Genomic DNA, 10,758 nt, shown 5'->3' on the forward strand with positions numbered 1-10,758 from the left:
CGTGTCCTCGGACGTGATGGAGCCTCAGGAACGGCTGAGATGCCTGGAAGGCACGCTGCTGCGCCAGGAGAAGCTGGCCGCGCTCGGGCGCCATGCGGCGGGACTCGCGCACGAGATGAACAACCCCGCCTCCGCGGGCCGCCGCGCCACCGAGCAGCTCACCCTGGCCATGGACGCACAGGAGGATTTGTCGCTGGCGCTGGAGCGCTGGAAGCTGACGGAGGCCCAGCGCCTGCTGCTCTTGCGCACCTGCCGACAGAGCCAGGGCCGGGGCGCCACCCGGGACATGGACCCGCTGACGCGCGGTGACGCGGAGGACGCGCTGGCGACGTGGATGGACGCGCGCGGCGTGGTGAACGCGTGGGATTTGGCCCCCACGCTGCTGGACGCGGCCATCGGCCAGGAGAAGCTGGAGGCGATTGCCCAGGCGCTCCCCGCCGACGCGCTGCCGGACTCGCTCGCGTGGCTGGAGGCGCTGGTGCGCACGCGGGCGCTGCTCGCGGAGGTGAAGCAGAGCACCACGCGCCTGTCGGAGCTGGCCGGCGCCGTGAAGTCCTACACCCACGCGGGCAAGGAGCAGCCCGAGCCCGTGGACGTGCACGAGGGCCTGGAGAACACGCTGCTCCTGCTCAACTACAAGCTGAAGCACGGCGTCGAGGTGAAGCGCGAGTACGACCGCGAGCTGCCGCGCGTCCAGGCCCTGCCCGGCATGCTGAACCACGTGTGGACCAACCTCGTCGACAACGCCATCGACGCCATGGGCGGCAAGGGGCACCTCACCGTGCGCACCGCGAAGGACGGCGGCTTCCTGCTCGTGGAGGTGGTGGACGACGGGCCCGGCGTCCCGCCCGATTTGCTGCCGCGCATCTGGGAGCCCTTCTTCACCACCAAGCCCATGGGGCACGGCACCGGACTCGGCCTGGACATCACCCGCCGCATCGTCGTGGACCGGCACCACGGCGACGTGCGCGTGGAGTCGAAGCCCGGGCGCACGTCCTTCCAGGTGAGGCTGCCGCTGGAGCAGCCACCGTCCGCGTAGAGGCTACGCGCCGCGCAGCGCCTCCAGCTCCGTGGGCCGTCGTGGCGTGGACTCGGACGCGCGTGGACGCGCGGGCTCGGGGATGAAGGCCCCGTCGAGCTCAAGGGGCAGGCGGACCCGGAAGCGCGTCTCGCCCGGCCGCGAGGTGACGACCACTTCGCCCCGGTGCAACGTGGACACGACGCGGTGGGTGACGCTCAGCCCCAGGCCGGTGCCCTCGCCCACGCCTTTCGTGGTGAAGAACGGGTCGAAGACGCGGGGCAGGATTTCCTCGGGGATGCCGGGCCCGTCGTCCACCACCTCCACCACCACGTGGTCCCCATCGCCGCGCGTGCGCAAGAGCAGCGTCCCTCCGCCGTTCTGCTTGATGGCATCTGCCGCGTTCTCGATGAGGCTGGTCCACACCTGGTTCAACTCCGTGCCGTACGCGGTGATGGTCGGCAGGCTCCGGTCGTAGTCCCGCTCCACCCGTACCCCGCGCAGCCGGTGGCCCAGCACGGCCAGGGTGCTCTCCAGCCCCTCGTGCACGTCTACGCGTTGCAGCGGCGCTTCATCCAGGTACGTGTACGCCCGGGCCGCGTTCACCAGCGCGGCGATGCGTCCCCCCGCCTGCCCCACCTCGTCGAGCAGCACCGCGATTCCCCGCGTCGCGGCCACCCAGCGCAGCGTGCCCTTCAACACGTCGCCCTGGAGCGACTCCAGCTCGTGCTCCAGTCGCTCCAGCGACAGCCCCGCCTCCACCAGCTCCGGTGCCAGCACCCACGCGTCTTCCACGCCGCGCGCGCCCAGCCACCGCGCCAGCGCGTCCTCCGCGTCGCCCCGGTCCAGGGGACTGCGGGAGACGGGCTCCAACGAGGCGCGAGACTCCAGCGCCCGCACCTGGGGCTCGGACAGCGTGCGACAGTCCAGGGAGAGCGCCAGCGAGGGCAGCTCACCCAACCGCTCCCCCAGCTCGCGCACGCCGCGCATCACCGCCGACGCGGGGTTGTTCAGCTCATGGGCCAGCCCCGCCGCCAGCGTGCCGAGCGACGCCAGCTTCTCCTGCTGGAGCGAGATGGACTGGAGCGTCTTCATGCGCTCGCCCATCGTCCGGAGAATCTCCCGGTTCGCCGTGGGGCAATCCGCGAGCATCCGCCAGAAGGCCTGGTGGCTGAGCCGCACCAGCCGACACTCGGAGATGGCGCGGCTGCTGGCGAGGAAGCGCTGGCCGAGCAGCAGCGGCACCTCTCCGAAGAACTCTCCAGCCCGGAACACGGAGACGAGCATCTCCACGCCGCCCATCGTCCGGGTGATGCGCAGCTCTCCCTTCAGGATGAGGAAGAAGGCGGCGGCCTCTCCCTCGTGGGCCAGCCAGTCCTGGGGCTGGAGCTCCAGGTACGAGGCCTCGGCGCGCAGCCGCTCGGCCTCCTCGGGGTCCACGTCGGTGAAGAGGGAGACGGTGCGCAGCTCCGCCAGGAAGAGGGCCGCCGGGTCCTCCATGCGCGGAGGGGGAGCGGCGTGCGAGTCCATGCGGAGCTCCTTCGTGCGAGGGTTCCCCCAACATTGCGTCCCGTCGGCGAGTCCCGCTTCCTCGCGCGCTCCGTCGTCCGCCACCCTGCCTGACATGCGGCGACCGGGAGCCGGACAGGCGGGCGGTGGCCGCCTGCTCCTTTGTCACGGAAAGCCACCCCAAGGGCCCGAAGGCGCCGGGCGCGTACAGCGCTTGCATCCCGGAGTCCATGTCGATTCCGGGGCCACGGGGTCATCCGGAGATGGACACCCTTCCTCGGACCCAGGCAGCATCCGAAGGGACATGGGAAGCGAGGACATCGTCACAGCGCTGCGCCGGGTACCGTTGTTTTCCCGGCTGGGCGACGAGCAGCTCCACTGGGTGGCCAGTCATGGGCGCCAGCTTCACTTCGCCGCCGGGACTCGGGTCGCCGCGCAGGGAGACCCCGCCGACGGCCTGTCCGTCATCCTCGAAGGGCGCACGGTGTGGTCCCGCCGCGTGGGAGACCAGGTGGCCCCCACGGGCGCGCTGGACGCGGGCGACATCTTCGGAGAGTTGATCCTCTTCCTGAACTCCCCCTACCCCACCACCGGCCACGCGCAGACGGACGTGCGCTTGCTGAGGTTGGAGCCCGCCGCCTTCTGGGAGCTGCTGCGCCTGGCGCCCTCGTTGGGACGGGGGCTCATGGAGGTCGCCGCCCAGCGCACCCAGCCGCAGGAGGTGGTGTCCACCCAGCAGCCCGGTCCGGCGACGCCGGGGCAGATGGTGGCGGGACTCGCGCCGGAGCTGGGCAATCCGGCGACGGCGGCGAACCGGAGCGCGACGCGGCTGCGCGAGACGCTGCGGCTGGTGTCCGCGCGGGCCATGGCGCTGGGGCAGCACGGCCTGTCCTCGGCGCAGCGCGGCGCGTTGCTCGCGCTGCCTCGGGAGGCCGCCGACCGGGGCCGGGCCACTCCCGCGCTGGAGCCGCTCGCGCGGACGCGGCGCGAGGAGGAAGTGGGTACGTGGCTGGAGCTTCGCGGCATGTCGGACGCGTGGGACGTCGCGCCGGCGCTGGTGGCCTCCGGGCTGGACGTGGAGTGGCTGGACTCGGTGGCGCGCCGGGTGGGCGAGGCGCTGCTGCGGGACACGCTCTCCTGGCTGGTGGCCGCGGTGAGCGGCGACGTGCTGCTGGCGGAGGTCGAGCGCGGCAGTGCCCGCGTCTCCTCGCTCGTCGAGGGCGTGAAGGCGTACAGCTTCATCGACCGGAGGCCGGCCACGGAGGTGGACGTGCACGACGGCCTGGAGAACGCGTTGCTCGCGCTGCGCCACCGCCTGGAGGGCGGCCACGTCACCGTGGAGCGACAGTTCGACCGGGAGGCACCGAAGCTGCGCGCGGAGGGTGCCGCGCTGGACGAGGTGTGGACGCAGTTGGTGCTCAACGCGCTGGAGGCGCTGGGTGAGCGCGGCGGGACGTTGAAGCTGCGCACCTGGACGGAGGCCGGGCAGGTGGTGGCGGAAGTGGCGGACGACGGGCCTGGGATTCCCAGGGACTTGATGCCGCGCATCTTCGAGCCCTTCTTCAGCACGAAGCCGAACGCGGCGGGGCTGGGGTTGGACATCAGCCGGCGCATCGTCGAGCGGCACGGCGGCGACGTGCGCGTGCTCTCCGAGCCGGGACACACGCGGGTGCAGGTGCGGCTGCCCGCGTAGCGCGCGCTCCGGGGGTGGGTGTCCTGCGCAGCACGCGCGGAGCATCCACCGGGAGACGGAAGACTGTCCTCGACGCTCGCGAGCGTCGTGCCGTGCACGCCCGTGTGGGTTCCCCCCTGGTTCGCGCGGGCCCACGCGGGTGGAGTGCTTCCCAGTCAGGGGGAGTACTTCATGTCCGGCGAAATCCAGGGCGCCTGGTTCAAGGCCATCCTCGGCGCGATGACGGCGGCGTCTTCGCGCTTTCCCGCGCACCAGCGCACCATCAACAGCATGCGTGAGGACACGTGGTACGCGTGGGAGGACTACGTGCGCATGACGGGGGAGCTGCACGTGGCGCTGGGAGACCGGGCGGTGGAGGCCATCGCCCAGCGCTCGGCGATGCGCACGCTGCCGCTGGCGCGGGCGCGGGGGTTCGACTCGGTGGAGAAGGTGTTCGGCGACTTCGACTCGGTGCTGCGCGCGATGGTGAAGGATTTGCCCGCGACGGACACCACGCGCACGGTGGCCTTCATGCCCCTGGCGGCGGAGCTGGAGAGTGGCTCGCGCCTGCCGGCCCCGTTGCTGCTGGGCACCTTCCGGGGGTTCCTGATGGGCTTCGGGAAGATTGTGACGGAGGCGAAGATGACGCCTCGGAACACGGTGCGGCGCTACTCGCTCAAGTGGATGTGAGCTTCGCGCGGGTCACCAGTCGCTCCACGCTGCGAAGGTGGGCGCGGCCGAAGAGGGCCATGGCGATGATGGCGCCGCAGAGGGCGAGGAACATGTCCCACTGGGCGTCCCAGATGTCGCCCTGGGTGCCGAGGAACGCGTCGCCGCCCGCGGGGTCCAGCGCGAGCGCGGCCCACCACTCCAGCAGTTCGTAGACGGCGCTGATGGCCAGCGCCACGGAGCCGGTGAGGAAGTTCAGCCAGCCGCCGCGACGCAGAGGGGTGGCGCGCAGGAGCACCTCGCGGATGATGAACGCGGGGAAGAAGCCCTGCACGAAGTGGCCGAGCCTGTCGTAGGGGTTGCGCGACAGGTGGAAGGTGTCTTTCGCCCAGTCGCCCAGGGGTGTGAGCGCATAGGTGTAGTAGCCGCCGTACGTCAGCACGAGCACGTGCAGGAAGACGCAGACGTAGACCCAGCGCGACATGGGGAAGCGGCGGAAGGTGGCGGCCAGCACGGCCATGCCGACGAGCCCGGGCCCCACTTCCAGGAGCCAGTTGAGCTTTCCCGCGGGGCTGAGGAACAGCGTGGCGATGAGGATGGGTGCCAACACCGCCGCGAGAATCAAAGGCGTGCGCGCCTCCCCGCGCGTGCCTCGCACAGGGGCGAAGTACGGAGCGATGAAGTCGGCGGAGGGCGTCGAGGTCAGGGGAACCACGGGCTGCATCAAGGGGCCTCGTCTCGGGCGCGCCCGGACGTGAAGACCGGGCTGCGCGGATAGCATCGCATGTCCCTGGCGGACGCGGATGCACGCCGAGCCCACTGTCTCTGGCAGGCTGTACCACCATGACGCGCATCGGAATCATCGGGACGAAGTGGGGGCGCATGCACGTGGGAGCCTTCCGCGCGGCGGGCGCGGACATCGCGGCCCTGTGCGGACGCGACCCGGTGGCCACCCGCGCCGTCGCCGAGCACGAGCACATTCCCCTGGCCACCACGGACGTGAAGCACCTGTGCGCCGCCGTGGACGCGGTGGTCGTCGCCAGCCCGGACGCGGTGCACACCGAACACGTGCTCGCCGCCCTGGACGCCGGTCGCCCGGTGCTGTGCGAGAAGCCCCTGGCTCACACCGTCGAGGACGCGCGCCTCCTGGCTCGCCGAGCCCGCGAGGTCTCGACGCCCAGCGCCGTCAACTTCCCCTATCGCATGCTGCCGCCGCTTCGCAGGCTCAAGCACTGGCTCGAAGGCCGCGCCGTGCGCCACCTGGTCCTCACGCTGCGCAACGGCTTCATGCCCGTCGCCGACGAGCTCCCGGACGCTCCTCGCACGGGTGAGTCCGGTGACTGGGGCGGCCTCTCCCACGTCATCGACGCGGCCTTGTGGCTGACGGGACAGTCCCCGGTCTGGGTGCAGGCCACGCTCTCCGGCCGCCCCGTGCACACCGCCGCGCTTCACGTGGGACTCTCCTCTGGTGCCGTGCTGGTGCTCACGCACGTCGCCTGTCCGGAGCCGGGCATTCACGGGGGCTGGACGCTGCTCGGCCAGGACTGGGAGGTGGGCTTCTCCGGTGGCTACGTGCCCTCGCGCGAAGGCTGGTGCATCTCTCCGGTGCGAGCCTTCGAGCACGGCGCCTGGAAGGACATCGCCCCCGGCGTCGAACCCCGCTCCGGAGAGCCCGAGCCCTGGGCTCGCGCCCACGAGGAAGGCGCGCGCCGGTTCCTCGGCCTGCTGCACGGCGCGCCGCGCGACGGGCTCGCCACCCTGGACGACGGCGCCATGGTGCAGGAGGTCATCGCGACGGCGCTCCGCTCCCACGAGAAGGGCCGGAGGGTGCACGTGGACTCCGCCTCGGCGGAGTGAGAGACGAACCGTGACGGCGGCCCCTCGCTCCAGGCCGTTGGGGCAGGCAAGGTGGCGCCGGGTGGCAAGGTCCACGTGAAGCCCACCGACTCGCCCCATGGCCGCTTCTCCGTGGTGACGGACCCCGTGGGGGCCGCCTTCACCGTCATCGCGCCGAACCAGCCCCAGTAGAGGCCTGTCGGACGCAAGCCATGGCGTGGGCACCCGCGTTTTCGCTTCCGCGCGGGGCCCACTAAAGTACCGGACGAATGTCGTCCTTCTCCCCCGGCAGCGCCCGCGTCCCCCGCCCCGCCGAGCCGTGGCTCGAGGAGCTCGACATCCTCGTGCGGGCCCGCTACCCGCTGCTCTACCTGGTGTCGTGGGAGGAGCACCGCGTGGACGCCATCCTCGCGGAGCTGGCGCGCGCGCACGGCAAGGCCCTCTTCACCTGGTCCATCACCCGGGGCCTGCGCAGCGTGGGCACCTCGCGCACCGCGCCCCTGCCCGAGGACACGCGCAACCCCATCGACGCGATGGCCGCCATCGAGAAGCTGGGCGAGCCCGCGCTGGTGGTGTTCAAGGACTTCCATCCCTACCTGGAGGACCGGGTCGTGGTGCGCGCCCTGCGCGAGCTGGCGCACTTCCTCAAGAGCACCTTCACCACCGTCATCCTCCTGTCGCCCACCCTGCTCATCCCCGTCGAGCTGGAGAAGGAAATCTCGGTCATCGATGTGCCCATGCCCGGGTACAACGACCTGCTCCAGCTCTTGAAAGAGATTGTCGCGGTGGTGCGGCGGACGAACAAAGCCACCATCGACCTGTCGAGGGACCACGCCGACCAGCTCATCAAGGCGGCGCTGGGGTTGACGATGGCGGAGGCGGAGAACGCGTTCGCCAAGGCCATTGCCCATGACGGCAAGCTGGGCCCCGAGGACATCAAGCGCATCCAGGACGAGAAGCGTCAGGTGATTCGCAAGAGCGGGTTGCTCGAGTACTACCCGCCCGAGGAGACGCTGGGGAACGTGGGCGGGCTGGAGAACCTCAAGGGGTGGCTCAGCCAGCGCACCGCGGCCTTCGGAGAGCGGGCCCGCCAGTTCGGCCTGCCCGAGCCCCGGGGACTGTTGCTCCTCGGTGTGCAGGGCTGTGGCAAGAGCCTCACCGCGAAGGCCGTGTCGGCGCACTGGAACCTGCCGCTCCTGCGGCTGGACATGGGCCGCATCTTCAGCGGGCTGATTGGCTCCTCCGAGGAGAACCTGCGCAAGGCCATCCGCGTGGCGGAGAGCGTGGCGCCGGTGGTGTTGTGGGTGGACGAAATCGAGAAGGGGCTGTCCGGCGTGGCCTCCTCCGGCGCGGGGGACACCGGCGTGTCGGCGCGCGTCTTCGGCACGCTGTTGACGTGGCTCCAGGAGAAGACGGCGCCGGTGTTCGTGGTGGCCACCGCCAACCGCATCGACGGCCTTCCGCCCGAAGTCCTGCGCAAGGGACGCTTCGACGAAATCTTCTTCATCGACCTGCCCGAGCAGGCCGAGCGGGAGGAAATCTTCCGCATCCACCTGCGACGGCGGAAGCGGGCGCCGGAGGGCTTCTCGATGGAGGAGCTGGCCACGCTCACCGAGGGCTTCAGCGGCGCCGAAATCGAGCAGGTGGTGGTGGCCGGCCTCTATGAGGCCTTCGCGGAGGACACCGAGCTGGCGCAGCGGCACCTGGTGCGCACCATCCGGGACACCTTCCCCTTGTCGGTGACGATGCACGACGAGATTCGCCGGTCGCGCGACTGGGCGAGAGGCCGCACGCGTCCGGCCTCGTCCGCGAGAACCCCGCCCCCGAGGGCGACATGAGCTCCAAGCTGTCGCGCTTCCTCCACCTGGAGAAGGACCGGGGCGAGAGAGGGAAGCAGGAGCCGCCGCCCCAGCTTCAAGACGGAGGGCGCCGCTTCGAGGACATCGCCGAGCGCGGCGCGCTGCCCCAGGGTGATGTCCCGGAGGCGCACCTGGAGCGCTTCAAGGCCCAGCCTCCCATGGTGCTGGAGCACCGGCCGGAGACGTTGGAGGACGACGGGCCGGACTTTCCCCGCTGCGTCGTCTGCGCGTCGGACAACGGCCGCTTCGCGAAGCACTGCCAGCAGTGCGGTGCCGACCTGGGGACGCCCGAGCAGCTCGAATACAGGGAGCAGCTCGCGCGCGAGCATCAGGAGCAGCGCGCGAAGCAGCGCGGCATCGAGCGGGAGGACGGGCTCCAGCGGCTGGAGCAGGAGCGCCGCGAGGATGGGGAGCGCTATGCGTTCCTCCTGAAGAAGCTGCGCGAGGAGGAGCAGAAGCACGGCGCGTGGCGCATCCTCGCGCGTCACTCCACCCTGGGCACGGGACTGCTGGCGTTGATGCCCTCGACGCTCGGGCGGTGTCTCGTCATGGTGTCCTATGTCGGGGGGGCGCTCATGCTGATGCGCTTCGGCCGAGGCGACGCGCGCTGGATAGGCCTCGGAATGATGTGCTTCCTCGTCCTGCTGTTCACCCCGTGGAGGACACGGCTCGGGCGCTGGCGATGAGGGGCCAGGGTGTCCGCTCCATCCGAGCTGGCGAAGGGCGGCACCCCGGACCTGGACTCCTCGGGGCCACGCGGCTTCGGTCGTAGGAACAGTGGGCCGCGAGGGTTTCGCGGCCTCGGGTGACAGCGCGCTTCAGCTCAGGAAGAACCGAGCGCCACCAGGGCCGCGGCCACCACCTGCTTGAGGGGGACACCCGCGGCCTCGGCGATGCGGCGGCAGTCCTCGAACTCGGGGTGGGCATTGAGCACGGCGCCGTCGCGCAGGCCGCGCTTCACGCGCACCCGGCCCCACGGCGTCTCCACCTCCACCCAGTCGCGCTCCAGCGCCTGTCGCTCCACGCGGTGGTAGCGCACGCCCAGCGTGGTGGACTCGCGCAGCAGCGTGTCCACCACCTTGTCGCGCAAGCCGCCTTCCACCAGCGCGCTCAACAGGTGCCCGGGGCGGCTCTTCTTCATCACCACGGGCGTAATCCACGCATCCAGCGCGTCAACGGCGAGCAGCCGCTCCACCAGGTGCCCCAGCAACTGCGGCGTGGCGTCGTCCAGGTTGGCCTCCACCACCCACAGGCCCTCCGAGCGCGCAGCCTCCATGCGACCCAGGGACGCCCGCAGCACGTTGGGCCGGTCCTTGAAGTCCTTGGTGCCCACGCCGTAGCCCACCTTCTCCACGATGAAGTCGGGTGGGTGGCCAATGTGCGCGAGCACCTTGAGCAGCGCGGCGCCGGTGGGCGTCGTCAGCTCGCCCACGCCCTCGAAGCGCACGGGCACGTCGCGCAAGAGTTCCAGCGTGGCCGGCACCGGAATGGGCATGGTGCCGTGCGCCACGCGGATGGAGCCGCTGCCCAGCGGGGGCGGCGCCGCGTGGACCTCCGGGTCTCCCAACAACTCCAGCACCACCGCCGCGCCGCAGATGTCGACGATGGAGTCCACCGCGCCCACCTCGTGGAAGTGGATGTCGTCGATGGAGACGCCGTGCACCTTCGCCTCGGCCTCGCCGATGGCGCGAAACACCGCGAGCGCGCGCTCCTTCACCCGAGGCGACAGCGTGGACGCGGACTCGATGAGGCGGCGGATGTCCGCGTAGGCGCGGTGCGGGTGCGCCTCGCGCGTGTCCAGCACCACATCCAGGTGGGTGCCGCTGATGGCGTGGCGCACGGCGCGACTCACCGCCAGCTTCCACCCCGGGACACTCAGGCCGCGCAGCGCGGCTTCAATCGCCTCGGGCTTGAGCCCCAGGTCGATGCCCGCCGCCAGGAACATGTCCCCGGCGATGCCGCCCACCGGCTCCAGGTAGAGGATGCGTCGCACGCCGCTCACCGCCGCCCCTTGGTGCGGGAGACGAGCGCCGCGTAGAAGCCTCCGCCGAAGCCGTTGTCGATGTTCATCGTCGCCACGTTGGAGGCGCACGAGTTCACCATCGCCAACAGCGCGGACAGGCCCTTGAAGTTGGCGCCGTAGCCCACCGACGTGGGCACCGCGACGACGGGGATGCCCACCAGGCCCCCCAGCG

9 protein-coding genes and 1 pseudogene are annotated in these 10,758 nt (G+C 71.1%); 6 read left to right on the forward strand and 4 right to left on the reverse strand.

Annotated features, from left to right (window positions below):
- Window position 1 precedes the first annotated feature (1 nt).
- Complete coding sequence (locus HUW62_RS49940; RefSeq protein ID WP_176434434.1) at window positions 2-1,039, forward strand: ATP-binding protein; 1,038 nt, start codon at window positions 2-4, stop codon at window positions 1,037-1,039.
- 3 nt (window positions 1,040-1,042) lie between these two features.
- Here the strand turns inward: HUW62_RS49940 and HUW62_RS49635 are convergent, their stop codons facing one another.
- Window positions 1,043-2,548 carry a sensor histidine kinase gene (locus HUW62_RS49635; protein WP_163864082.1) on the reverse strand — a complete coding sequence of 502 codons (1,506 nt, stop codon included), beginning with the start codon at window positions 2,546-2,548 and terminating at the stop codon, window positions 1,043-1,045.
- A 283-nt stretch (window positions 2,549-2,831) separates the two neighbouring features.
- Between HUW62_RS49635 and HUW62_RS11405 the strand changes: the two genes are divergently transcribed.
- Both HUW62_RS11405 and HUW62_RS11410 read left to right on the forward strand, forming a co-directional pair.
- The gene (locus tag HUW62_RS11405; protein WP_163864083.1) at window positions 2,832-4,220 is read left to right on the forward strand and encodes a cyclic nucleotide-binding domain-containing protein; all 1,389 of its coding nucleotides are present in this window, start codon (window positions 2,832-2,834) and stop codon (window positions 4,218-4,220) included.
- 171 nt (window positions 4,221-4,391) lie between these two features.
- On the forward strand, window positions 4,392-4,889 hold the full coding sequence (locus HUW62_RS11410) for a hypothetical protein (protein WP_163864084.1): 498 nt from the start codon (window positions 4,392-4,394) through the stop codon (window positions 4,887-4,889).
- Here HUW62_RS11410 and HUW62_RS11415 read toward each other — a convergent pair.
- Window positions 4,876-5,592 carry a DUF2238 domain-containing protein gene (locus tag HUW62_RS11415; protein WP_176434435.1) on the reverse strand — a complete coding sequence of 239 codons (717 nt, stop codon included), beginning with the start codon at window positions 5,590-5,592 and terminating at the stop codon, window positions 4,876-4,878. The two genes, HUW62_RS11410 and HUW62_RS11415, sit on opposite strands and share 14 nt — an antisense overlap.
- 119 nt (window positions 5,593-5,711) lie before the next feature.
- Between HUW62_RS11415 and HUW62_RS11420 the strand changes: the two genes are divergently transcribed.
- The 3 genes from HUW62_RS11420 (at window position 5,712) to HUW62_RS11430 (ending at window position 9,249) form a co-directional block, all read left to right on the forward strand.
- A complete protein-coding gene (locus HUW62_RS11420) occupies window positions 5,712-6,725 on the forward strand; it encodes a Gfo/Idh/MocA family protein (protein WP_176434436.1) in 1,014 nt (337 codons plus the stop codon).
- Between the two features lie 248 nt (window positions 6,726-6,973).
- Window positions 6,974-8,542, forward strand: coding sequence for an AAA family ATPase (locus tag HUW62_RS11425; RefSeq protein ID WP_176434437.1), 1,569 nt, complete (start codon window positions 6,974-6,976; stop codon window positions 8,540-8,542).
- Complete coding sequence (locus HUW62_RS11430) at window positions 8,539-9,249, forward strand: hypothetical protein (RefSeq protein ID WP_176434438.1); 711 nt, start codon at window positions 8,539-8,541, stop codon at window positions 9,247-9,249. The genes HUW62_RS11425 and HUW62_RS11430 overlap by 4 nt, the downstream gene beginning before the upstream one ends.
- A 137-nt stretch (window positions 9,250-9,386) precedes the next feature.
- Here HUW62_RS11430 and larC read toward each other — a convergent pair whose 3' ends face one another.
- Entirely contained in the window at window positions 9,387-10,556 is a 1,170-nt protein-coding gene (larC, locus tag HUW62_RS11435; protein WP_176434440.1) for a nickel pincer cofactor biosynthesis protein LarC, read from the reverse strand.
- 5 nt (window positions 10,557-10,561) lie between these two features.
- Window positions 10,562-10,758: pseudogene (locus tag HUW62_RS11440) on the reverse strand (1-(5-phosphoribosyl)-5-amino-4-imidazole-carboxylate carboxylase); the annotation flags it as partial.

It is taken from the genome of Myxococcus sp. AM011, from assembly GCF_013372595.1.
Classification (GTDB): domain Bacteria; phylum Myxococcota; class Myxococcia; order Myxococcales; family Myxococcaceae; genus Myxococcus; species Myxococcus eversor.

Bases quoted from the DNA above. Each gene is read 5' to 3' on its own strand.
- HUW62_RS11415 (WP_176434435.1), bottom strand. From the start codon at position 5,592: ATGCAGCCCGTGGTTCCCCTGACCTCGACGCCCTCCGCCGACTTCATC.
- HUW62_RS11420 (WP_176434436.1), top strand. From the start codon at position 5,712: ATGACGCGCATCGGAATCATCGGGACGAAGTGGGGGCGCATGCACGTG.
- HUW62_RS11425 (WP_176434437.1), top strand. From the start codon at position 6,974: ATGTCGTCCTTCTCCCCCGGCAGCGCCCGCGTCCCCCGCCCCGCCGAG.
- HUW62_RS49635 (WP_163864082.1), bottom strand. From the start codon at position 2,548: ATGGACTCGCACGCCGCTCCCCCTCCGCGCATGGAGGACCCGGCGGCC.
- HUW62_RS11430 (WP_176434438.1), top strand. From the start codon at position 8,539: ATGAGCTCCAAGCTGTCGCGCTTCCTCCACCTGGAGAAGGACCGGGGC.
- HUW62_RS11410 (WP_163864084.1), top strand. From the start codon at position 4,392: ATGTCCGGCGAAATCCAGGGCGCCTGGTTCAAGGCCATCCTCGGCGCG.
- HUW62_RS11405 (WP_163864083.1), top strand. From the start codon at position 2,832: ATGGGAAGCGAGGACATCGTCACAGCGCTGCGCCGGGTACCGTTGTTT.